21 protein-coding genes and 1 pseudogene are annotated in these 22,502 nt (G+C 74.0%); 8 read left to right on the forward strand and 14 right to left on the reverse strand.

The annotated features are described in order from the left end of the window. Nucleotides 1-3: 3 nt before the first annotated feature. From C1703_RS20620 to C1703_RS20630, 3 genes are all read right to left on the reverse strand, one after another. Nucleotides 4-552, reverse strand: a complete 549-nt coding sequence (locus C1703_RS20620; RefSeq protein WP_114254268.1) for a DUF1062 domain-containing protein — start codon at nt 550-552, stop codon at nt 4-6. Between the two features lie 221 nt (nt 553-773). Beyond that, the gene (locus C1703_RS20625; protein ID WP_114254269.1) at nt 774-1,451 is read right to left on the reverse strand and encodes a response regulator transcription factor; all 678 of its coding nucleotides are present in this window, start codon (nt 1,449-1,451) and stop codon (nt 774-776) included. Further along, the gene (locus tag C1703_RS20630; protein ID WP_114254270.1) at nt 1,448-2,686 is read right to left on the reverse strand and encodes a histidine kinase; all 1,239 of its coding nucleotides are present in this window, start codon (nt 2,684-2,686) and stop codon (nt 1,448-1,450) included. The genes C1703_RS20625 and C1703_RS20630 overlap by 4 nt, the downstream gene beginning before the upstream one ends. 198 nt (nt 2,687-2,884) lie before the next feature. Between C1703_RS20630 and C1703_RS20635 the strand changes: the two genes are divergently transcribed. The 3 genes from C1703_RS20635 (at nt 2,885) to C1703_RS20645 (ending at nt 5,804) form a co-directional block, all read left to right on the forward strand. After that, nucleotides 2,885-4,225: a glycosyltransferase 87 family protein gene (locus C1703_RS20635; RefSeq protein ID WP_232840544.1), complete on the forward strand. Its 1,341-nt coding sequence runs from the start codon at nt 2,885-2,887 to the stop codon at nt 4,223-4,225. A 6-nt stretch (nt 4,226-4,231) separates the two neighbouring features. Beyond that, the gene (locus C1703_RS20640; RefSeq protein ID WP_114254272.1) at nt 4,232-5,368 is read left to right on the forward strand and encodes a glycosyltransferase family 4 protein; all 1,137 of its coding nucleotides are present in this window, start codon (nt 4,232-4,234) and stop codon (nt 5,366-5,368) included. Nucleotides 5,369-5,567: 199 nt separating this feature from the next. Continuing rightward, nucleotides 5,568-5,804: a hypothetical protein gene (locus C1703_RS20645; protein WP_114254273.1), complete on the forward strand. Its 237-nt coding sequence runs from the start codon at nt 5,568-5,570 to the stop codon at nt 5,802-5,804. A gap of 15 nt (nt 5,805-5,819) precedes the next feature. On the opposite strand, the gene C1703_RS20650 is transcribed toward C1703_RS20645, so the two are convergent. Together C1703_RS20650 and C1703_RS20655 are read right to left on the reverse strand one after the other, a co-directional pair. Then, nucleotides 5,820-7,265, reverse strand: coding sequence for a DEAD/DEAH box helicase (locus C1703_RS20650; protein ID WP_198678231.1), 1,446 nt, complete (start codon nt 7,263-7,265; stop codon nt 5,820-5,822). 153 nt (nt 7,266-7,418) lie between these two features. After that, entirely contained in the window at nt 7,419-7,622 is a 204-nt protein-coding gene (locus C1703_RS20655; RefSeq protein WP_033323720.1) for a cold-shock protein, read from the reverse strand. Between the two features lie 349 nt (nt 7,623-7,971). Here C1703_RS20655 and C1703_RS20660 point away from each other — a divergent pair, with 349 nt between their 5' ends. The 3 genes from C1703_RS20660 (at nt 7,972) to C1703_RS20670 (ending at nt 12,194) form a co-directional block, all read left to right on the forward strand. Next, entirely contained in the window at nt 7,972-10,176 is a 2,205-nt protein-coding gene (locus C1703_RS20660) for an MMPL family transporter (protein ID WP_114254275.1), read from the forward strand. 105 nt (nt 10,177-10,281) lie between these two features. Beyond that, entirely contained in the window at nt 10,282-11,520 is a 1,239-nt protein-coding gene (locus C1703_RS20665; RefSeq protein WP_198678232.1) for a sensor histidine kinase, read from the forward strand. Continuing rightward, complete coding sequence (locus C1703_RS20670; protein WP_114254276.1) at nt 11,517-12,194, forward strand: response regulator transcription factor; 678 nt, start codon at nt 11,517-11,519, stop codon at nt 12,192-12,194. Before C1703_RS20665 ends, C1703_RS20670 begins: the two co-directional genes overlap by 4 nt. A gap of 49 nt (nt 12,195-12,243) precedes the next feature. Here the strand turns inward: C1703_RS20670 and C1703_RS20675 are convergent, their stop codons facing one another. From C1703_RS20675 to C1703_RS20690, 4 genes are all read right to left on the reverse strand, one after another. Continuing rightward, the gene (locus C1703_RS20675; RefSeq protein ID WP_114254277.1) at nt 12,244-13,419 is read right to left on the reverse strand and encodes a serine hydrolase domain-containing protein; all 1,176 of its coding nucleotides are present in this window, start codon (nt 13,417-13,419) and stop codon (nt 12,244-12,246) included. Beyond that, a complete protein-coding gene (locus C1703_RS20680; protein WP_114254278.1) occupies nt 13,416-14,228 on the reverse strand; it encodes a response regulator transcription factor in 813 nt (270 codons plus the stop codon). Before C1703_RS20680 ends, C1703_RS20675 begins: the two co-directional genes overlap by 4 nt. Beyond that, nucleotides 14,225-15,391, reverse strand: a complete 1,167-nt coding sequence (locus C1703_RS20685) for a histidine kinase (protein ID WP_114254279.1) — start codon at nt 15,389-15,391, stop codon at nt 14,225-14,227. The genes C1703_RS20680 and C1703_RS20685 overlap by 4 nt, the downstream gene beginning before the upstream one ends. A gap of 116 nt (nt 15,392-15,507) precedes the next feature. Continuing rightward, nucleotides 15,508-15,891, reverse strand: coding sequence for a helix-turn-helix domain-containing protein (locus C1703_RS20690; RefSeq protein ID WP_114254280.1), 384 nt, complete (start codon nt 15,889-15,891; stop codon nt 15,508-15,510). A 101-nt stretch (nt 15,892-15,992) separates the two neighbouring features. Here C1703_RS20690 and C1703_RS20695 point away from each other — a divergent pair, with 101 nt between their 5' ends. After that, nucleotides 15,993-17,252, forward strand: coding sequence for an MFS transporter (locus C1703_RS20695; RefSeq protein WP_114254281.1), 1,260 nt, complete (start codon nt 15,993-15,995; stop codon nt 17,250-17,252). A 68-nt stretch (nt 17,253-17,320) separates the two neighbouring features. Here C1703_RS20695 and C1703_RS20700 read toward each other — a convergent pair whose 3' ends face one another. Both C1703_RS20700 and C1703_RS20705 read right to left on the reverse strand, forming a co-directional pair. Next, nucleotides 17,321-17,902: a sigma-70 family RNA polymerase sigma factor gene (locus C1703_RS20700; RefSeq protein ID WP_114254282.1), complete on the reverse strand. Its 582-nt coding sequence runs from the start codon at nt 17,900-17,902 to the stop codon at nt 17,321-17,323. Between the two features lie 109 nt (nt 17,903-18,011). Then, nucleotides 18,012-18,566 carry a DUF4232 domain-containing protein gene (locus C1703_RS20705; RefSeq protein ID WP_114254283.1) on the reverse strand — a complete coding sequence of 185 codons (555 nt, stop codon included), beginning with the start codon at nt 18,564-18,566 and terminating at the stop codon, nt 18,012-18,014. 267 nt (nt 18,567-18,833) lie between these two features. Here C1703_RS20705 and C1703_RS40160 point away from each other — a divergent pair, with 267 nt between their 5' ends. Next, entirely contained in the window at nt 18,834-20,369 is a 1,536-nt protein-coding gene (locus C1703_RS40160; RefSeq protein WP_114254284.1) for a helix-turn-helix domain-containing protein, read from the forward strand. A 74-nt stretch (nt 20,370-20,443) separates the two neighbouring features. Here the strand turns inward: C1703_RS40160 and C1703_RS39000 are convergent, their stop codons facing one another. The 3 genes and pseudogenes from C1703_RS39000 to C1703_RS20730 all read right to left on the reverse strand — a co-directional run bounded on the left by C1703_RS39000 (nt 20,444) and on the right by C1703_RS20730 (nt 22,495). Continuing rightward, nucleotides 20,444-21,193, reverse strand: a complete 750-nt coding sequence (locus C1703_RS39000; RefSeq protein WP_157993132.1) for a DUF4232 domain-containing protein — start codon at nt 21,191-21,193, stop codon at nt 20,444-20,446. A gap of 210 nt (nt 21,194-21,403) precedes the next feature. Continuing rightward, nucleotides 21,404-21,677 (reverse strand): annotated as a pseudogene (locus C1703_RS39780) (hypothetical protein). Continuing rightward, nucleotides 21,674-22,495, reverse strand: a complete 822-nt coding sequence (locus C1703_RS20730; RefSeq protein WP_198678433.1) for a phytanoyl-CoA dioxygenase family protein — start codon at nt 22,493-22,495, stop codon at nt 21,674-21,676. Before C1703_RS20730 ends, C1703_RS39780 begins: the two are co-directional and overlap by 4 nt. Between the last annotated feature and the right edge of the window lie 7 nt (nt 22,496-22,502).

The raw sequence follows: 22,502 nt of genomic DNA on the forward strand, positions 1-22,502 counted from the left end.
GGATCAGCGCTTGAGCGTGAAGCTGAAGTCGCTGGAGCGTGTGCCGCCCAGCCGTACCGCCGACACGACCTTCCCCTCGGTGATCAGTCTCTCCACCTCGGCCCGGGACAGGCCGCAGCCCTCGGCGATCAGCCGCACCGGCCGAACGGGGATGCGTGCCGCGAAGCGGACCGAGACGTCGATGACCTCGCGGTCCAGGTGATCCGACCCGCCGGTGTCGAGCCTCCAGGCGTCGTCCCAGTCGAGGCTGATGTGGTTCCGGCGCCGCACGGCCGGATCCTGGAGGAGTTCGGCCGCCAGGCCGAGGTCGTTGTGGTGCAGCCGCTCCAGCAGCTCAGGTCGTACGGAGCGTACGTGCACCCGCTCCAGGACCGTGACCTTCGTGGTCTCCCCGCACCCGGTACAGAGCGCGAGGAGCCAGACGTCGAGGAGCTTGTGGTGGGCGTTGACGCGGAATGTGCCGTGGGCCCGGAAACGCTCCGACGCGCAGGAGCGGCAACGGCGGGCGACGAGCGGCAGGCAGGTGGGCATGACCACCCAGTCTGTGAGCACAGAAGTACACCGGTTTCAGTGAGAAGTCCGCAGCAGAAAGGAGCGCGGCGCGGATGCGCGACGCGCGACGAATCAGTGCTCGGGGTGTCTCACGCGGTGTACAACGGCCCGCCTTTGCCTGGACGACGTGGTTCGGCAGCACGGTAACGGCACCCGGCGGCGCCACTCGACTGGTTTTCGGATGCCTCGGCGTCAGGTTCCGGCCCGGGCGCCCGCGCCGCTCACCCGCCTTCCCCCGGCGTCACCAGCCCCGCCTCGTACGCCACGATCACCGCCTGCGCCCGGTCGCGCAGCTCCAGCTTCGTGAACAGGCGGTTGATGTGGGTCTTGACCGTGTGGTCGGTGATGGTGAGGCGGTCGGCGATGTCCGCGTTGGACAGGCCCTGCGCGATCAGCAGGAGGACCTCGACCTCGCGGGCGGTGAGGCGGTCCAGGAGGGCCTTGGGGGCGGTGACCGGTCGGCGCGGGGCGAACTCGGCGATCAGGCGGCGGGTGATACCGGGGGCGAGCATCGCGTCACCGGCGGCCACCACCCGTACGGCGTGGAGGAGTTCGGGAAACGTCGCGTCCTTCAGGAGGAAGCCGCTGGCGCCGGCCGCGAGGGCGTCGAAGACGTACTGGTCGAGGTCGAAGGTGGTGAGCATCAGCGCCTTCGTGGCGCCCTCGGTCTGCCGCAGGATCGTGCGCGCGGCCTGGATGCCGTCCAGCTTCGGCATGCGGATGTCGAGGAGCGCGATGTCGGGGCGGTGGACGAGCGCGAGGGCGACCGCCTGTTCGCCGTCCTCCGCCTCGCCGACGACGTCGATGTCGTCCTGCGTGGACAGCAGGTTCACGAAGCCGGTCCGGACCACCGCCTGGTCGTCGGCCACGATCGCGCGGATCGCTTCCCCCGCCGTCATTCGTACACACCCTCCGCGAAGCTCTTCGCCCCGGCCCGCACCGGGAGTTCGGCCTCGATCAGGAAGCCGCCCCCGGGACCGGCCGGCCCGCAGGTCAGACGTCCGCCGAGCAGGTTCGCACGCTCCCGCATGCCGCTCAAGCCGTGCCCGCCCGAGTCGTGGGGGGACCCCTGGGGGCCCGGGCCGTCGTCGGTGATCCGGATGCGGACCTCGTCGTCCGCGTAGGCGAGGCGGATGTCGACCGCGGCGCCGCGGGCGTGGCGGCGGGCGTTGGTGAGGGCCTCCTGGACGATGCGGTAGGCGGTGAGTTCGAGGGACGGGGGGAGGAGCGGGGGGCGGGTGCCCTCCGTGTGGAGGGTGACCTCCCCGCCGCCCGAGCGGTGGGCCTCCAGCAGCGCGTCCAGGGAATCCAGGGTCGGCTGGGGGAGGACGGGCGCGTCCTCGGCGGCGTCGTCCGCGCGCAGCACGCTCAGCAGGTGGCGCAGTTCCGTCAGGGCCGAGCGGGCCGAGGCGGCGATCTGCTGGAAGCCGTCGCGGGCGGGCGGGGACAGGTCGGGCGTGGTGTACGTGGCGCTCTCCGCCTGGACGGCGATCACGGACACCGAGTGCGCCACGATGTCGTGCAACTCCCGTGCTATAGCGGCCCGTTCCTGAGCCGCGGCGTGCCGGCGCTCCATGGCGATCAGCTCCCGCTGGGCGGCCTCGCGCGCCTGCCGGGACTCCTCCCGGCTGCGGAAGGCGTCCGCCACGCCGACCGTCGCCACCACGCCCACGGCCAGGACGAAGGACTCCGTGAAGTACGACAGCGAGCCGTCGGCGCCGACGGCGGGCGCCCGGCCCCCGAGGTCGTACACGCCCATCGCCACGTGGCCCGCGTTGACGAGGAGCGCGCCGGTGATCGCGCCCGTGATCAGTACGGCGGGGTGCAGGACGCGGTGGCGGGCGAGCGAGTAGAGGCCCATGACACCGGCCACGGCGACCGTCGACAGCAGTTCGGGGCGGAAGAGGAAGTTCAGCAGCGCGGCGGGCACCACCAGGAGTCCGACCCGGGGCTCCCTCCGGCGCCAGAGGAGCGGCGGCACCACGAAGGGCAGGGTCGCCAGGACCGTCGTCGAGGTGACGCGGGAGTGCAGCACCTCGGCCACCGCGAGGAGGAGCAGCAGGACACCGGTGACGTACGGGTAGCGGGGCGAGCGCGGCCAGGCGGTGGGGCGCAGGGTCGGCGACTGACGCATGCCCACATTGTCGGCCGGGGGCGTTCCGCCCGCGTCACCGTACGGGTTGACCCGGGCGCCGGGTGAGTACCACGGGTCGACGCCCAGGATCGGAATCCGGTGTGACGCTTCTCGTCCGCCCCTTGCGAAGACTTGCCGTCACGAGTGCCGGCTGACAAGGGGAGCGGGATGCGGGGGACTTGGCGGGGAGCGGGCGGCGTGTCCAGCGCTTCGGCGGTGGCCGTGCGTACTGCGGCGGTGGTGCGTCCGGTGGTGGTGCCCGTCTCCCCCGTGCGGCTCCGGTGCCGTCGCTCAGCCTCGCGCTGGGAGACCGCCTGCTGGGTGGCCTGCGCGGTCTTCGCCCTGCTGCTGTGCCTGTGGACGACCCTCACGCCACACCGCGTCTGGGGTGCCTGTGCCACCGTCGGGTACGGGCTCGCCGCGCTCGTCGCGCACCGTTCCGCACGGGCCTGGGGGCGGGCGAGCGCGGCCGTCGCCGCCGCCGGGTCGGTGCTCGTGCCGCTGGTGCTCCTGGTCGCCCACGGGTGGCGCCAGATGGAGGTCGCGGTCGTGGAGCGGTCCGGCCGGCTGCTGCTGGAGTCCGGCACGCCCTACGTACCGCATCCCTCCGAACTCGACGACCACAACCCGTACTTGCCCGGCATGGCGCTCTTCGGGCTGCCCCGGGCGGTCCTGGGCGACGTCCCCCTCGCGGACGCGCGGGTGTGGTTCGCGGGGGTGGCGCTGGGTGCCATGGGGCCGGCGGCCGTGCTGTGCCGCGCGGCCGTTTCTCCCCGGAGCCGCGAACTAGGGGCTCCGCACCCGGGCATCGAACGCCCGCGCACCGAGCCGCACCTCGCCCAGCCCCTCTCCACAACCCCGCACGCCACCCCTGACCGAGCCCTCCTCTGGCTCGCCGCCGCCCCGGCCGTAGCCCTCCCCCTCGCCGTCGGGGGCGTGGATCTGCCCGTCATCGCGCTGATGTGCCTCGCGCTCGCCCTCGCGGGGCGCGGCCGTCCCGTTGCCGCCGGGCTCGCGCTGGGGGCCGCCGCCTCGTTGAAGTGGACCGCCTGGCCGCTGCTGCCCGTCGGGCTCGTCCTGCTCGCCGCGACCGCCGGGCGGCGGGCCGCCGTCCGGGCCGGTGCCACGGCCGTCGCGCTGGGTGCGCTCGCTGTCGTGCCGGTGGCGCTGGCCGACCCGAGGGCGTTCGCCGAGCACGTGCTGCTCTTCCCGCTGGGCCAGGGCGGCACCGCGTCCCCGGCGGCCAGCCCGCTGCCGGGGCACCTCCTGGCGACCCGGGTGCCGGGCGGCTTCGCCCTCGCGGTGGCGGCGCTGGCGCTGGGCGCGGTCGCGGTGGCCGTGTCCCTCGTGACGCGTCCGCCGCGCACCACCGTCGCCGCGGCGGACCGGTTGGCGCTGGGCCTCGGGATCGCCATGTGCCTGATCCCCGCCACCCGCTTCGGATACGCCGTCTACCCGCTGGTGCTGTTCGGCTGGTTCCGGCTCGTGCCGCCCGGCCGCCGGACGGCCCGGCGCGGCGGAACCGTCGACGAGGACTGATCGACCATGCCGCGCACGCTCGTCGTCACCAACGACTTCCCGCCCCGCCAGGGCGGCATAGAGACCTTCGTCCACGCCATGACGGCGCGCTTCCCGGCCGACCGGGTCGTCGTCTACACCTCCGGCACCCCGGGCGGCCGGGCCTACGACGCCCGGCTGCCGTTCCCGGTGGTGCGGGACCGCACGCACATGCTGCTGCCGACCCGGCGGGTCACCGCCCGGGCGGCCGAACTGGCCCGCGCCCACGACTGCGACAGCGTCTGGTTCGGGGCGGCGGCCCCGCTCGGGCTGATGGCGGGCGCACTGCGCCGCCGTACGGACGTCCGGCGGCTGGTCGCCACCACGCACGGGCACGAGGTGTGGTGGGCGCGCACGCCCGGGGCACGTGCGCTGCTGCGGCGGATCGGGGCCGGGGTGGACAGCGTCACGTACCTCGGGGCGTACACCCGGGCGCGGATCGCCGCCGCGGTCGGACCGGAGGCGGCGGCGCGGATGCGGCGGCTGGCGCCCGGTGTCGACGCCGACGTCTTCCAGGGCTCCGAGACCGCGGGGGCCCGGGTGCGGGAGCGGTACGGACTGGGCGACCGGCCGGTGGTGCTGTGCGCGGCGCGGCTCGTTCCGCGCAAGGGCCAGGACACGCTGATACGGGCCCTGCGCCGGGTGCGCCGCAGCGTCCCGGGCGCGGTGCTGCTGCTGGTCGGGGACGGGCCGCACGCCCGGGCCCTGCGGCGGCTCGCGGTCCGGGAGCGGGTGGCGGACGCGGTCGTCTTCGCCGGCGGTCATCCGCACGAGGACATGCCCGGGTTCTACGCCGCCGCCCAGGTGTTCGCCATGCCGTGCCGGACGCGCCGGGCGGGCCTGGAGGTGGAGGGCCTCGGGATCGTGTTCCTGGAGGCGTCGGCCGCCGGGCTGCCGGTCGTCGTCGGCGACTCGGGCGGGGCACCGGACACCGTCCGGGACGGGGAGACCGGGTACCTGGTCGACGGCCATGACGTACGGACGCTCGCCGACCGGCTCGCCCTGCTCCTCGGCGCTGCCGAACTGGCCCGGGACATGGGCCGCAAGGGCCGCGCGTGGGTACGGCGGGAATGGGGATGGGACCGGGCGCACGCGCAACTGACGTCCCTGCTCGGGGCGGACTGAGTCGCGGGCGGACGGAGCGCGGGCATCGACAGGCCGGCCCGAGCCGCCGCGACCCGGGCCCCCACCGTCCGTCCCGGGCGTCGACCGTCCTGGGCCTCCCCCTCCTGGGACTCGACCCTCCGGGCCGACGACCGGAGCCGTCACCGCAGCGGTGTCACGGGCCTGGACAACGCCGCGTTCGACGCGGAGACACCCCGCCGTGGACGCCGGGCGGCGCCGCCTGTGGTCGGTCTCCCTGACCACCGGCGAGTCCCGCGTCGCGGCCGATGGCCTGGCGGTCGGCCCGCCCCAGGCCACCGCGCCCGCCCCGGCCCTCTTCACGCACGGCGTACCCGGCCTCGCGCCCCCGTTCGCGGGCCTCGCCGCCGCGGACGGCTCGCTGCTGCTGTCGGCCGACGCGGAGGGCACGGTGCTCCGGCTGACGCCGGACGCGTGAGGCCCGGCGGCGCGTTCAGCGGCGGCGGCCCCGGGACGAACCGCCGCGCCGCCCGCCCGGGGCGGAACCCGTGCGCGCGGGCCGGTTCTCGGCCGCCGGCGGGGCCAGGACGACCGGCACGCCGGACGGCTCCCGGGCACCGGTGATCCGGCTCAGCTCGGCCTCGCCGGAGCGGACCCGGGTGATCCGCGGCGAGATGCCGGCGTCGGCCATCAGCCGGCTCATCTCACGGCGCTGGTGCGGCAGGACCAGCGTGACGACGGTGCCGGACTCACCCGCCCGGGCGGTCCGGCCGCCCCGGTGCAGATAGTCCTTGTGGTCGCCGGGCGGGTCTACGTTGACGACCAGGTCGAGGTTGTCGACGTGGATGCCGCGGGCGGCCACGTTGGTCGCCACCAGCACCGTGACCTGGCCGTCCTTGAACCGGGCCAGGGTGCGGGTGCGCTGCGACTGGGACTTCCCGCCGTGCAGCGCCATGGCGCGCACACCGACCGCCAGCAGCTTCTTGGCCAGCCGGTCCGCGGCGTGCTTGGTGTCCAGGAACATGATCACGCGCCCGTCGCGGGCGGCGATCCGGGTCGTGGTGGCGTGCTTGTCGTCGTCCTCCACGTGCAGCAGGTGGTGCTCCATCGTGGCGACCGCGCCCGCGGACGGGTCGACCGAGTGCACGACGGGGTCGTGCAGGTACGTGCGGACCAGCCGGTCGACGTTGCGGTCCAGGGTGGCCGAGAACAGCATCCGCTGCCCCCCGGGCCGCACCTGGTCCAGCAGGGCGGTCACCTGCGGCATGAAGCCCATGTCGGTCATCTGGTCGGCCTCGTCGAGCACCGTGACGCCGACCTGGTCCAGCCGGCAGTCCCCGCGGTCTATGAGGTCCTTGAGCCGCCCGGGCGTCGCGACGACGACCTCGGCCCCGGTGCGCAGCGCGTTCGCCTGCCGGCCGATCGGCAGCCCGCCGACCACCGTGGTGAGCCGCAGCCGCAGCGCCCGGGCGAAGGGCGTGAGGGCGTCGGTGACCTGCTGGGCCAGCTCCCGTGTGGGCACCAGGACGAGCGCCAGGGGCTGCCGGGACTCGGCGCGCTGCCCGTCGACGCGGGCCAGCAGGGCGAGGCCGAAGGCGAGCGTCTTGCCCGACCCGGTGCGCCCGCGGCCCAGGACGTCCCGGCCGGCCAGCGAGTTGGGCAGCGTCGCCGCCTGGATCGGGAACGGGGCGGTCAGGCCCTCGGCGCGCAGCGCCGTCAGCAGCCGCTCGGGCAGGTCGAGTTCGTCGAACGACTCGACGGCGGGGAGCGCCGGGGTGAGGGTGACCGGGGGTGCGAACTCCCGGCCGGCGGCGGGGCGGTGCCCGCCGTTGCCGCCCGCCGGACGGGCGGCGGTGTTCTGTCCTGCCGCCTTGCGGGAGCGGAACCCGCCGTTGCGGGAGCGGGTGGAGCCGTTGTTCCTGCGAGCCGTGCGGTCCAAGGGGAACCTTCCTCGATGCGGCACGTATCGGGGAATGCGCGGCGGCGCCGGAGCGCCGCAGGATTCGCAAGAGCGAGCCGGTATGGGAAACGAAAAGAGCCGAGGCCCGCACCGCAAGGGGTGCGGGCCCCGGTCAGGGCATGCGCGCCGACGTCAGGCGGGAACGATGTTCTCGGCCTGCGGGCCCTTCTGGCCCTGCGTGACGTCGAAGCTGACCTTCTGGCCTTCCTGCAGCTCACGGAAGCCGGAGGTGGCGATGTTCGAGTAGTGGGCGAACACGTCGGGACCGCCGCCCTCCTGCTCGATGAAGCCGAAGCCCTTTTCCGAGTTGAACCACTTGACGGTGCCGGTAGCCATATGAATCTCCCTTGAGGGGCAGTACTCAGGGCCCGCACCTTGCGGACCCGTAGTCGCCGAAATGATCACCCTGTGGAGAGATCCGAAAATCTCGGAAACAAAAAAGAGTGCTCGTCGACAAAAGGTCGATAGAGCACTCGAAGTCTCTGGGAACCAAAACTGCAACAACAACGACGGTAGCACAGGGGGCGCCGGAAGGCCCGGAAAATCTCGTACCCGGGGTGGACACGGGCGCCGGTTCTACTGCGTGGCGAGTACCCCGGATTGTCGGCAGCCGCACGACGACGGCAGGCCCCTCGGACGGACACGCTGGGCGGACGATCGACACGAGATGTGGAGACCTCCTGCCGTGGCTACTTTCCTGTATCGAGTGGGCCGTATGGCCTTCCGGCGACGCTGGTACGTCGCCCTGGTCTGGGCGGCCGTCCTGGCCGCCGTGGGGCTGGGCGCCCTCAAGGCGCCGGGGGCCGTCGACGAGGAGTTCTCGATGCCCGGCATCGAGTCCCAGAAGGCGTTCGACCTGATGGAACAGCGCTTCCCCGGAGCCACCGCCGACGGCGCGACGGCCCGGGTCGTGTTCATCGCGCCGGGCGGCGAGAAGGTCACCGCCGCCGGCAACAAGCAGGCCATCGAGCAGGCCGTCGGCGACCTGGGCGACGGCACCCAGGTCGCGAGCGCCGTCGACCCGTTCCGGGCGAAGACGATCAGCCAGGACGGCCGCACTGCCTTCGCGACCGTCACCTACAAGGTCGGCGCCAACGACCTCACCGACGCCAGCCGCACCCACCTGGAGCACGCCCTCGACCAGGCCCGGGACTCCGGGCTGACGGTCGAGGCCGGCGGCACCGCGCTGGCCGAGGAGGGCGGCCCGGGCGGCACGGCCGAGGTGATCGGCGTCGCGATCGCCGCCGTCGTGCTGCTCATCACCTTCGGTTCGCTGGCCGCCGCCGGACTTCCCCTGCTGACCGCCGTCATGGGCGTCGGCGTCAGCATGGCCACGATCCTCGCCCTGTCCAGCGCCCTTGGCCTGTCCACCACCACCGGCACCCTCGCGATGATGCTGGGCCTCGCCGTCGGCATCGACTACGCCCTGTTCGTCGTCTCGCGGTACCGGGAGGAGCGCGCCAAGGGGCGCACGCCGCAGGAGGCGACCGGGCTGGCCGTCGGCACGGCCGGGTCCGCGGTGGTGTTCGCCGGGCTCACCGTCGTCATCGCGCTCGCCGGGCTCGCCGTCGTCGGCATCCCGATGCTCACCAAGATGGGCCTGGCCGCCGCGGGCGCGGTCGCCGTCGGCGTGCTGATCGCGCTCACCCTCGTCCCGGCGTTCCTCGGCTTCTGGCCGAACGCCGTGCTCACCCGCAAGGCCCGCAAGAGCGGCCGGCTCGAGGAGAGCACCGAGGCCAACGGCGGCACCCGCTGGGCCCGGTTCGTGCTGCGCCGCCCCCTGCCCGTGCTGGTCCTCGGCGTCCTGGGCCTGGGCGCCCTCGCCGTGCCGGTGACCGGCCTGCAGCTGGGCATGCCCGGGGACGAGGCGAAGCCGACGTCCACCACCGAGCGCCGGGCCTACGACGCGCTCGCCGAGGGCTTCGGGCCGGGCTTCAACGGGCCGCTGACCGTCGTCGTGGACGGCAAGGGCGCCGCCGACCCGAAGGCCGCCGCCGCCACGATCGCCCAGGAGATCGGCGCCACGAAGGGCGTGGTGTCCGTCTCCCCGGCCCGCTTCAACGCCGCCGGCGACACCGCCGTCTTCTCGGTGGTGCCGTCCACCGCGCCGACCGACGAGAAGACCAAGGACCTGGTGACGGCCATCCGGGACGAGCGGCCCGGCATCGAATCGGACAGCGGCGCGACCTACGAGGTCACCGGCACCACCGCGATGAACATCGACATCGCCGAGAAGGTGCAGGCCGCGCTGGTCCCGTACCTGATCGTGGTGGTCGGCCTGGCGATCGTGCTGCTGCTGGTGGTCTTCCGGTCGCTGCTCGTCCCGCTGAAGGCGGCCCTCGGCTTCCTGCTGTCGGTGCTGGCCTCCCTCGGCGCGGTCGTCGTGGTCTTCCAGGAGGGGCACGGGGCGGAGCTCTTCGGTGTGGAGCAGACCGGCCCGATCATGAGCCTGATGCCGATCTTCCTGGTGGGCATCGTCTTCGGCCTCGCGATGGACTACGAGGTGTTCCTCGTCTCCCGGATGCGGGAGGCCTACGTCCACGGCGAGACGGCCGCGCGGGCCGTCACGTCCGGGTTCCGGCACAGCGCCCGGGTGGTCGTGGCCGCGGCCCTGATCATGATCGCGGTGTTCGCCGGGTTCATCGGCGAGAGCGACTCCATGATCAAGATGATCGGGTTCGGGCTCGCCTCGGCCGTCCTGTTCGACGCGTTCGTCGTCCGGATGGCGATCGTGCCGGCCGTCCTCGCCCTGCTCGGCGACAAGGCCTGGTGGCTGCCGAAGTGGCTGGACCGGCTGCTGCCCCGCGTCGACGTGGAGGGCGAGGCACTCAGCCGCGGGCCGGAGCCGGAGCCGGCCGCCGAGGCCGCGCCCGAGCTGGCCCGCACCTGAGGAACCCCACCCCGCGGCCGCCCGTGGCGAAGGACACGGGCGGCCCCCGGGCGTTCGCATCAGGAGTCGACCACGATGGTCACAGCCCACCCACCGGAGAGCACCATGATCACCAGCAGTCAGGAGCGGCGCTACGCGGACCGCCTGGAGGAGTTCGCCGTCCGGCACCCCTTCCTCGTCGATCTGGCGATGGTCCTGGCGCTGCTGGGCTGCGCGACCTTCGGTGCCTCGCTCACCCTGCCCAACGCCGACCCGCCCGACCAGGACAAGACCGCCGTCGCCCTCATGGGCGTGTCCTGCCTCGTCCTGCTCAAGCACCGCGCCTACCCGCGCATCGCCGTCACCGTCACCGGGGCCTGCACCGTCGCGGCGGTCTCCATGGGCTACCTGCTCACACCGCTGCTGCTGGCACCGATCATGGCGGCGCTGTACTGGCTCGCCACCCTCACCGAGCGGAAGACCACCCGCGTCTACGGCATCACCACCCTGGTGGGCGTGATCGGCGCGGCCGTGGTCGCCGACTCCATGGACCACCTCTCGCTGCTGCTGCGGACGATCGGCCCGTTCTTCTGGCTGATGCTGCCCCTCGCCGCCGGCAACATGACCCGGCTGCGGCGCGCCTACCTCCAGGCCGTGCAGGCCCGGGCCGAGCACGCCGAGCGGACCCGCGAGGAGGAGGCCCGGCTGCGCGTCACCGAGGAGCGGGTGCGCATCGCCCGGGAGCTCCACGACGTGGTGGCCCACCACATGGCCCTGGCCAACGCCCAGGCCGGCACGGCCGCCCACCTGGCCCTGACCAACCCCGAGCAGACGAAGAAGATCCTCACCGACCTGACCGGGACCACGTCCTCCGCGCTGCGGGAGCTGAAGGCCGCGCTGGGCCTGCTGCGCCAGGACGACGACGCCCCCGGCGCGCCGCCGCTGGAGCCGTCCCCCGGCCTGGCCCGGCTGCCCGAGCTGGTGTCGGCGTGCCGGTCGGCGGGCCTCGCGGTCACCGTCACCACGGAGGGCGAGCCGCAGCCGCTGTCGCCCGGCGTCGACCTGACCGCGTACCGGATCGTGCAGGAGGCCCTGACCAACGTCAGCAAGCACGCCGACGCCGAGTCCGCCCACGTGCGCCTGGAGTACACCGGCTCCCGGCTGCTGCTCACGGTCACCAACGAGGGCCCCAGCAAGCCGGAGCCCGCCCCGGGCCGCGGCTTCGGCGTCATGGGCATGCGCGAACGGGCCCAGTCCATCGGCGGCGAGCTGTGCGCGGGTCCCCGCCCCCAGGGCGGCTTCGAGGTCACCACGGCGCTGCCGCTGCAACCCGCCGCCCACCTCACGGAAGGACCGACACCTTGAGCATCAGGGTGCTGCTCGCCGACGACCAGGCCCTGCTGCGGGCCACGTTCCGGATCCTCATCGACTCCTGCGCGGACATGGAAGTGGTCGCCGAGGCCTCCGACGGCGCGGAGGCGGTGGAACTGACCCGGACCCACCGCCCGGACATCGTCCTCATGGACATCCGCATGCCCGGCACCGACGGCCTGACCGCCACCTCCGCCCTGTGCGCCGACCCGGAGCTGTCCGCCACCCGTGTCCTGATCCTGACCACGTTCGAGACCGAGGACTACGTCGCCCAGGCCCTGCGCGCCGGCGCCAGCGGCTTCCTCGGCAAGGACGTCACCGCCGACACCCTCCTGACCGGCCTGCGCACCGTGGCCTCGGGCGAGGCGCTCCTCTCGCCCGGCGCCACCCGTTCCCTCATCACCCGCTTCCTCATGGCACCGGCCCCCGGCACGCACCTGGCGCCGCCGGAGCGCCTCGCCGACCTCACGGTCCGGGAGCGGGAGGTGATGGCCCTGGCGGCGGAGGGGCGGTCCAACACCGAGATCGCCGAGGACCTCACGCTCAGCCCGCTGACCGTCCGCACCCACATCCACCGGGCCATGACCAAGCTGGGCGCCCGCGACCGGGCGCAACTGGTCGTCATCGCCTACCAGACGGGCCTGGTCCGGGCGACGCCCCCGGCGTGAGGGCCGTGGCCGCGGCGGGGCCACGGCCGGCGGCTGTGCGAGGGCGGGGCTACGGCCGGCCGAACGCCGCCACCATGATGTTCTCCGCCACCTGGTTCATGTCCCGGCCCTTGGCGTCCGTGGAGTTGACGCTGTACACGAGGGTGCGCGAGCCGTCCCGGGTGGCGGCGACGGCCGTGTTGTAGCCCCAGCGTCCGCCCGTCTTGCCCCAGACCTCGCGTCCGCCCAGCTCCTTCATGGAGAGGCCGACGGAGTAGGCGGCCGGCTCGCCGCTGTGGAGGTCGGTCACCTTCGGCAGGGTGAACATCTCCTCCAGCAGCGGCCCGCGCACCACCCGCCCCTGGAACAGGGCCCGCGTGAACCGCTCCAGGTCCGCCGTCGTCGAGATGAGGTCCCCGGCCGCCCACGCGTCCGTCGCCCCCCACACGGACACGTCGCGCAGCCCGAGTGTCCCGTCGTCCAGCCGCATCCGCTGGTAGCCGTGGTTGTGCGGCCCGACGATGCGCGGGTTCGCCCCGGGGAAGTACGTGTCCCGCAGCCCCAGCGGCTTCAGCACCCGGCGCGCGACCTGACGCTCGTAGGCGTCGCCGGTGACGCGCTCGATGACCAGCCCGGCGATCTGGTAGCCGATGTTGAGGTAGTGCTGCCGCTCGCCCGGCGCGAACTCGGGCTTCTTCGACGTCGCCGAGCGGACCAGGTCCCGGGTGTCGTGGACCTGGAAGCGGTGGGCGTACCACTCCTCGACGGTGGTCCCGGGGAGGTCCGGCGCGGGGATGCCGTGCGTGTGGTCGAGGAGCTGCCGGACGGTCACTCTCCCGTACGAGGCCGGGATCAGCTCCGGCAGGTAGGAGCGGGCGCTGCGGTCCAGGTCCAGCCGGCCCTCGGCGGCCAGTTGCAGGGCGAGTGCCGCCGTGAAGACCTTGGTGACGGATCCGACGCGGAAGCGGCCGGCCGGATCCGCCGGGCGGCCGGTCCGCAGGTCGTGCACGCCCGAACTGCCCCGCCAGACGCCCTCCTCGCCCCCGACCCGCACGAGCGCCGCCGTCGCGTCGGCGCCGGGGAGGCCGGCCAGGGCGGCTCGGAGGGCGGCTTCGAGGGCGGGGTCCGGGGACTGCGCCGCGGCGGACGGCGCGGCCGGGGCCGAGGCGGCGGCCGGCAGCGCGGACGGCCCCGCCATCACCCCCGCGACGAGCGCGGCGGCGAGCAGGCTGGTACGGGCCTTCATGGTCGACTCCAGTGGTGGGGACCGTCGTTGTGGACGGCTCCATCCTCCGGACCGGGGGCGGCACGCGGATCGCCCCCGCGGGCGGTTCGGGCCGGCCGGTTCCTCGCCGGTGCGGGGGAGGCACCGGCCAGGGCCGCTCCCCCGGGCGGGGGACCCCCGGCCGTGACCAGGCCCGTCTCGTACGCGCAGATCACGGCCTGGATCCGGTCCCGCAGCCCCAGCTTCGCCAGGACGTTGCCGACATGCGTCTTGACCGTGTGGTCGCTGACCACCAGCTCGGCGGCGATCTCGGCGTTCGACAGGCCGCGCGCGAGCAGCAGCAGCGTCTCGCGTTCCCGCGCGGTCAGCACGTCCAGCCGGGGGTCGGGCCGGCGCGGCCGGGCGGCGGCGGGCCGGGTGTACTGCTCCACCAGGCGCCGGGCCACCGACGGCGCGAGCAGCGAGTCGCCCCGGGCGACGACCCGCACCGCGTGCACGAGGTCGTCCCGCCGGACGTCCTTCAGCAGGAACCCGCTGGCGCCCGCGTGCAGCGCCTCGTACACGTACTCGTCGGAGTCGAAGGTCGTCAGCATCACCGTCCGGCAGCCGCCCGCCGCGCTGATGGCGCGGCAGGCCCCGATCCCGTCCAGGCGCGGCATCCGGATGTCGAGCAGCGCCACGTCCGGAGCGTGCCGCCGCACCGCCTCGACCGCCGCCGCCCCGTCGCCCGCCTCCGCGACGACCTCGATGTCCGGCTGGACGTCCAGGATCATCGCGAAGCCGCTGCGCACCAGCTCCTGGTCGTCCGCCACCACGACCCGGATCGTCACGACCCCGCCTCCACCGCGACCGGTACGGGGATCCGCGCCCGCACCTCGAACCCGCGCCCGTCCGCTCCCGGCCCGGCGACCGCGCTGCCGCCGTGGGCCGCCGCCCGCTCCCGGACCCCCACCAGCCCGTGCCCGCCGGCCCCGGGCACGGGACGCGGCCCCCGCCCGTCGTCCGTCACACGTACCTCCAACTCGGCTTCCCGGTAGTCCAGTCGCACGGCCACGGTACGGGCGTCAGCGTGGCGGACGGTATTGGTCAGGGCCTCCTGGACGACCCGGAAGACGGTGGCGGCGACCGCGTCCGGCACCGGCCGGACGCGGCCCGTCGTCCCGTACCCGACGGCGAGACCGCTGTCCCGCACCCGGTCGAGGAGCGCGGGCAGTTCGGCGAGCCCGGGCTGCGGGGCGCGCGGGGAGCCGCCGGGCTCGTCGCCGTCGCGCAGCACCCCCAGCATCCGGCGCAACTGGGCCATGGCGTCCCGTCCGGTGGCGGAGATCGCGTCGAAGGTGGCCTCCGCCCGCTCCGGCGCGTGCCGCACCGCGACCGGCCCGGCCTCCGCCTGCACGATCATCAGGCTCACCGCGTGGGAGAGGATGTCGTGCATCTCCCGCGCGATCCGGGCCCGTTCCCGCGCGGCGGCCCGCTCGGCCTCGACCAGGTGCGCCCGCCGGCGGGCGTCGGTCAGCCGCCCGAAGACGTAGGCGGCGGCCAGCACGAAGCAGGAGAAGGTCAGTTCACGCGCGGACCGCGTGTTCAGCCACACGCCCACGGGCACCGCGACGACCATGACCAGGGCGGCGACGAGCCGCTTCCGCGGGGGCGAGACCGCGGCGATGGTGTACACGACCACGAGCCCGGTGTACGGCAGCGGCTGCCCGGGCCCGTCCACGGTCAGCCGGTACAGCGCGTTGGCGGCCAGCACCGCGAACAGCACGGCGACGGGCGCGCGCCGCCGCCACACCAGGGGCAGCACGGTGAGGGTGCTCAGCCCGTACGCGGCCCAGGTCGCGGGCGGCGTCCCGGGCGGGCGCGGCACGAGGAACGGCATGGTCATCGCGCCCTGGACGAGGAGCGCCACGCCGACGTCGAGCAGCAGCGGATTGGCCGCCGCCAGGGCCCGCCCCCGCTCCCACCACTCCCGCAGCACCCCGCGTATGCCCATGGCGACTCACGACCCCCGTCCCGTGCCGGCTGACACCGGAACGGTAAGGGATCCACCGCTCGGCGACGGGGCGCAACGCGGCCGGTGCCGTGCGGGGTCGGGTCAGGGGGCAGGCGTCAGGGTGTCTCCGGTGGCGTCCACGCTGCCACCAGGTCGAGCAGGCCCGGGAAGCGGGCGTTGAGGTCGGTGACCCGGACGTGGCTGCGGCGTTCCAGGCCGTACTGGCGCTGGCGGGTGATGCCGGCCTCGCGCAGGGCCTTGAAGTGGTGGGTGAGGGAGGACTTGGGGCGGTCGAGGCCGAACCAGCCGCAGGAGTGGTCGAACGCCTCGGACTCCAGCAGCAGTTTCCGCACGATCCGCAGGCGCAGCGGGTCGCTCAGCGCGCCCAGCACCGTCTCGAGACGCAGGTCCTCCACCGCCGGCTCGGGCAGCGGTTCCGGCAGGTCGTCCGGCTCCGGCACCACCTTGATGACCGGCACCTGGCGCGTCGTCGCGGACATGGGCCGCCCCTTCCTCCCACCCGAATCCTCTGTACGAGTTTTATCGTACTGCATGCTAAGTTCGAATGGACTCGTACTGAGCTTGGCCGGAGGGAGCACCCATGTCGGAGAGTCGGACCGTGCCCGCCGAGGCGGTGGACGCACAGCAACGCCCCGCGCCTCCCACCCGGCCGGAGCGCCGTACGCCCACCTGGTGGGTGTGGCTGGCGGCGTGGCCCGTCACCGCCGTCTTCGTGCTGTCCAACGCGGCGACCCCGCTGTACGTGCTGTGGCAGCGCGACATCGGGTTCTCCAAGGGCACCCTGACCGTCGTCTTCGCGTTCTACATCGTCGGCCTGCTCGGCTCGCTGCTGGTCTCGGGCGTCGTCTCCGACCGGCTGGGCCGCAAGCCCGTGCTGCTGCCCGCGCTCGGCCTCGCCCTCGCCGCCTGCGCGATCTTCGCGACGGCCACGACGGTGACCGCGCTGATCATCGCCCGGCTGTTCACCGGCATCGCCGTCGGCGCCGTCGTCTCCGCCGGCATGGCGGCCGTGACGGACGTGGCGGGCCCCGAGCGCAAGCGGCTCGCCGCGCTGCTGGCCTCCTGCGCGATGGTCTTCGGGGCCGGCCTCGGCCCGCTCCTCGCCGGCCTGCTGTCCGAGACGCTCCCGGCCCCCACCGTGACCGTCTTCGCCGTGGAGGCCGTCCTGCTGGCCACGGCCGTCCTCGCCGTGCTGCGCATGCCCGTACGCCGTCCCGCCGCCCGCGGCAAGGGCGCCTGGGTGCGCGTGCCCGGCGTGCCGTACGGCAACGGCATCCAGCTCGCCCTCGGCATCGCGGTGTTCGCGCCCGGCATCACCGCCACGTCCTTCGTGCTGTCGCTCGGCCCCACCCTGCTGACCGAACTGCTCGGCACCACCAGCCGGATCGTCTCCGGGGCCATGGCCTTCGTCATGTTCCTCGCCGCCACCGGCGTCCAGTTCGCCGTGCGGCAGCTGCGCCGGCGCGCCATCCTGACCGCCGGCGCGATCAGCACCACCCTCAGCATGGGCGCGCTGATCGCCGCCGTGCACGCCTCGTCGGTCGCGCTGCTCGTCGCCTCCGCCCTGCTCGCCGGGGCCGGGCAGGGCATGGGCCAGCTCGGCGGCCTGTCCCTGCTCAACTCCACCGTCCCGGCGCGGCGGCTCGCCGAGGCCAACGCCGCGCTGAACGTGGGCGGTTACCTCCCGGCCGGGCTCCTGCCGGTGTCCACCGGCTACCTCATGGACGCTGTGGGCCTGCCCACCGGGGCGACCGTCTTCGGGACCGTCCTGATGGGCCTGGCCGTCATCGGCGGCATCGTCGTCCTGACCGGCCACCGCCGGGTGCCCGGGCCGGCGTGACGCCATGGCGAGAACGCCGGTCCACCCCCCCCGGTGGACCGGCGTGGACCTCGGCACGGCGGCGGTGGTCAGCCGTCGACGCCGCGAGCGGCCAGGGCCCGGCGCAGCGCGCGGATCGCGTAGTACGCCCGGGACTTCACCGTCCCCTGGGGAATCCCGAGGAGTTCCGAGACCTGCGCCACGCTGCTGCCGTCGAAGTACAGGTGCCGCAGGATCCCGCGCTGCTGCTCGGTGAGGTCGTCCAGCGCGTCCGTCACCACATGCCCCGTCAGCAGCCGGTTCACCTCGTCGGCGACGGGGACGTCCGTGTCCTCCAGCGCGTCCGCGGCCACCGGGCGCAGCACCTGCGCCCGGTGATCGTCGATCAGCAGGTTGCGGACGACCGTGAACAGCCACGGCCGCATCGTCTCCGGCGCGGTGCCCAGCGCCCCGGCGTGGCTCCAGGCCCGGACGACGGCCTCCTGGAGGATGTCCTCGGCCCGGTGCCAGTCGCCGCGCAGCCGTCGGACCGCGTACCGCAGCAGCACCGTGCCGTGCTGGGCGTACACCGCCCGGATGAACGTCTCGGCGTCCACGCCGTCGTGCTCCGGGGCCGCCAGGACCCCGCCCGCGGCCCGCGCCTCGGCCGACCGGACCTCTGCGACCGGCATCAGAGCGCCTCACACTTCTTCACGCGAATCCCCCGTAGGCACAGACAGGCATCACGAGTGCGTCCCACGGCACCGCCACCACCGGCGGTGCCGTGGGACGCGGGACGGCTCAGCCGAACAGCGCGTCGTACACGTCGCTCTGCCAGTACGTGACGAAGTTGGCGCTGTTGAAGTACGTGCCGTCGCCGGGCAGCTTCAGCGTCGTGCCCTTGCCGACGGAGCCGAACCCGCCCCTGTCGGCGAAGTTCACGCCCAGGTTCTTGGCGGTGTGGCCGTCCTCGCCGTCGGGGGAGGAGGTCCCGATGCCGGCGTACCCGGACTCGCCCGGTGCCAGGGTCACCACGGCCTGGGGCTTGCTGGACTCCAGCCACGGCATGGGGGCCTGGGCGTCGGGGTGGGTGGACAGGAAGGGCGCGCTGTAGAGGTTGCAGGGCTTGGTGCCGGTGTTGGTGGCCGTGAGCAGCAGGGTGTTGATCGGCCGGGAGACGTCCTCGACGGTCAGCTTGGTGTTCGCGGTGGTGCAGGCGGTCATCACGGGGCCCTGCGTCGAGGTGGCGGCGGAGGCGGTCTGGGCCGTGGCCTGGACACCGACGAGGGCGAACGCGGCGGCGGCGACCATGGAGGAGGCGGCGACGCGGGTGGTGATGCGGCGTGCGATACGCATGGGTGAACTGCTTTCTGTGAGACGCGAAGTCCGGAGTCAGATGTTCCGGTTGATGGTTGCCGGCCGGTCAGATTCGCGGCCGAAAAGGGAAGTTGAGACCAGCGTCACCGCCTTCGAGCGGGGCGGCGTGCTTGGATGACCCAAGCCTGTGGCACGCTGCGTCCCATCCGCCATTCCAAGCTGACCTTTGGAACGCTGGGACGTCGAATCAGGCTCTGACCAGGGGGAACGTCCCACTCGTGGGATGTCGAATGAGATGGAGGACCGGTGGGGGCGGCTGAGGAGACAGCTGATTTCGCGGAACTTCTACGCGTGTTGAAGCAGCGTTCGGGGCTCAGCTACGAAGCTCTGGCCAAGCGGGCGCACATGAGCACGTCGACGCTGCACCGCTACTGCAAGGGGGAGGGGGTGCCCGCCGACTACGCCTCCGTCTCGCGTGTCGCGCGGGTGTGCAAGGCGACTCCGGAGGAGATGGTCGAACTCCACCGGCGGTGGGTCATGGCCGACGCGGCACGGGAACGCTCCCGACGAGCCGCGGCGGACGGGGCCGGCTCCGGGACCGGCCCCGGGACGGGCCTCGAAGCGGGTCCTGAGGCGGGAGTTGTGTCCGGGGCCGGGGCCGGGGTTGCTGCGGATCCCGGGCCGGTGTACGAGCCGGAGCCGGGGCGGGAGTCGATGTCCGAGCCGGGGCCGGGGCGGGAGTCGGTGTCCGAGCCGGGGCCGGAGCCGGGGCCGGGGCGGGAGTCGGTGTCCGAGCCGGGGCCGGTGTCCGAGGTGGTGGTCGGGGCCGGGAGCGAGGAACTGGTCGGACCCGGAGCGGAGGGGCCGCCGCACGCGGGCGGGTCCACGCGGCGTCCGGGGCGGCGACGGCGGGCCTTCTTCCGCAAGCGGCGGGTCGTGGTCGCCGCGAGCACCCTCGCCGTGGTCGCCCTGACGACGGCGGTCCTGGAGAACATCGACGCCGGCGCGGACCCGGGCGGCCGGCCGCGCGCCGCGACACTGTCCACCGGGTCCTGGGAACCGTACGGGTCGGCGACCCCGTCCACGTCCCCCTCCGCACGGCCGAGCGGCTCCGCCGCCTCGAAGTCGCCGAGCGCGACGCCGTCGGCGTCGGCGGGCGCGTCGGCGGGCACGGCGGGGGGCGGCGGTGCCGCCGCCACCCGGGACAACGGACCGAAGGCCGGCCCCGAGCGGGACGACGTGCCGCTGACGGTGAGCGCCCGCGCCCACGACTGGGAGGGGTACTGCGGCACGCACTACCTGGTCGACCGGCCCCCGGCCCAGGTCCCGCTGCCCCCCGCGACGCTGCAGGACGCCCCGAAGTGGGCGAGCGACGCCGACGCCGTCCCCGCGGGCCGGCACCGTGTGTCGCTGGCCGTCCAGGGCACCGGGGACCAGGCCGTCCTCATCGAGTCGCTGGACGTCCGCGTGGTCGGCTCGGGCGCGCCCCTGGACTGGAACGCGTACGAGATGGGCATCGGCTGCGGCGGAGGCGTGGAGCCGAGGGAGTTCGGTCTCGACCTCGACGCGGCACGGCCCGCCGTACGCCCGAAGGGGGGCCAGCGCGGCTTCCCCTACAGCGTCAGCCGGTCCGACGCGGAGGTGCTGTACATCACCGCCCGGACCAGCACCCGTGACGTGAAGTGGTACCTGGTGCTGGAGTGGAGCAGCGGCGGCCGCCAGGGAACGATCGAGATCATGGACGGCGGGAAACCCTTCCACACCACCTCCATGACCGGCCGCCCGCTCTACGGCTACCTGCCCGGCAGCACCGAGTGGGAGAAGCAGGAGCCACAGGGTTAGGGCCCGTCAGCAGAACGCCGGTGGGCCGGCCGGACTCGGGAGGTCCGGCCGGCCCACCGGCGTGCGGGCGGTCCTCAGGAGAAGGGCACCGCGTCCGCGGCGGAGGTGTGCCAGTTGGTGACGATCGGCCGGTCGACCGTGAACGTGCCGACCCGCAGGGACACCGGGTTGGGGTCGTCGTCGCCGATCGCGACGATGAGGCTGTCCAGTTCCTTGCCGGAGTCGCCGCCGGTGGTCTTCGGGTTCACGCCGGCGTAGGCGGTGACCCCGGCGCGCAGCGTGATCGCCGGGCCCACGGACTGCTCGGCGGGTCCGGCCTCGGTGCCGTCCGAGCCGAAGGCCACGGTGGGCAGGGCGGCGGGCAGGGTGCAGGTGATGCCCGGCTTGGCCTTGGCCTGGATGAGGAAGTAGCCGCCGGCCTGCGTCCTGGACGCCACGCTCCAGGAGATGTCGTTGGCTCCGCAGGCCTGCCCGTAGCCGCTCTTGTCACCGGTGCCGCCGTTCTTCCCCGCGCCGGACGCCCCACCCTGCTTCCCGGACGCACCGCCGGAACCACCGCCCGACGCGCCGCCCACCGCGGCCTCGCCCGCCGCGCCCCCCGTCTTGCCGCCCGCCGCAGTCCCCCCGCCGGAGGGCTCCGCGGTCCCGGAACCACCGCCGCTCCCCGCCCCCTGGCCGGAGCCCGCGGTGGCCGAGGAGCCGGGCGCCGCGGACGACGAGCCGCTCGGCGAAGCCGATGTCGTGTCGCCGCCCTGGCAGGCGGTCAGCAGCCCCGCGCCGAGCAGGACGGTGGTGGCGAGGACGGTGCGCAGACGACGGTTCATGACGGTGATTCCTCTCCGAGGTGCGGATGCGCGGCACCGAAGGCCCGGTGCCGCTCGTTGCCGATCCGCCCTACGGCCGTGGACCGCCGCGGGTTCGATGCCGTCTTGCGTCCATGACAGTGCCGTGACGCGCCCGTGACACAGGATGCCGGCCTGGTCGCCGGCCGATCACTCAAGGACGCCGGCCATGACGTCGCCAGTCGGCCCGTCCTATCTCGCCACGAGCTTCTCGAAGAAGAACTCGTGCTTGAGGAACGACGTCTCGTGCTCCGCGCCGGGATACGGCGGGATGAGCTGGGCGGCTGGAAGAGCCGCCAGCCGTCCCGCAGGGCCGCGACGCCCGTCGGGTACGGGGTTGGTCGCTGTCGCCGGTCGTGGGGTGGCCGGCTCCCGTGCCGTCGTAGCGGGCCCAGCCGACGACGGCGGAGTCCAGGGCGGAGGTGTCCAGGTAGAGGACGAGGACCTGCTGCCGGGTGGTGGTCACGCGCTGCTCCTCGCGAGGGCGGGCCGGTTGGTGATGCGGGTGGCCCAGTAATCGATGTCGAAGCCGGGGTCGGCGGACAGGGAGCGCCACAACCGGATGCGGTTGTGGATCTCCAGACGTGCGGTGGCCTGCTCGTACCAGGGGAAGGTGCGCCGCGACTCCTCGCGGACGGCGGGGGCGTGCAGGTCCGCCGTGTCCCACAGCCGCACCTGCGGCACGGTCGGGTTGAAGCGGATCTTGTACATGTGGCGGACGGTGTCCCTGTCGTTGCGCCGGCCGCCGTGCCAGGTCCCGTGGTGCAGCAGCAGGACCGTGCCGGCCGGGCAGGTCAGCCGGGTCTGCCCGCGCAGGTTCTGGTAGCGGCCGGTGTCGGACTCGTTGGTGCGGCGCAGATGGCTGCCGGGGACGAGGAGCGTGCCGCCCATGTCGGCGGTGACCGCCTGCGGGTAGTACATGAGCTGCACGTCGAACGCGTCGGTCCGCGGATCGATGAGCGCGTCGGCGTGCAGGGGCTGCGCACTGCCCTCGTGGGGCAGGCGGGTGTGCGCGAAGTGGTGGTCGACGGTGGGGTCCGGTCCGACCAGGCTCTCCAGGGCGCCCGCGACGGCGGGGAGTTCGACGAGCCGGCGGGCGAAGGACCCCGCGGGGAACGCCTCCGGCACGGGCGTGCCGTACGGCACGGAGGGCAGCCCGGCGGCGAACACGCCGAGCGCCTCCTCGTTCATCTCCGGCGGGACGACGTCGTCGAGGCGCAGGAAACCGTGCGCCACGAACCGGGCCACCTGGACGGAGCTCAGCAGCTGTTTGGTGGTTGGCAGGAAGCAA

It is taken from the genome of Streptomyces sp. Go-475 (assembly GCF_003330845.1).
Classification (GTDB): Bacteria; Actinomycetota; Actinomycetes; order Streptomycetales; family Streptomycetaceae; genus Streptomyces.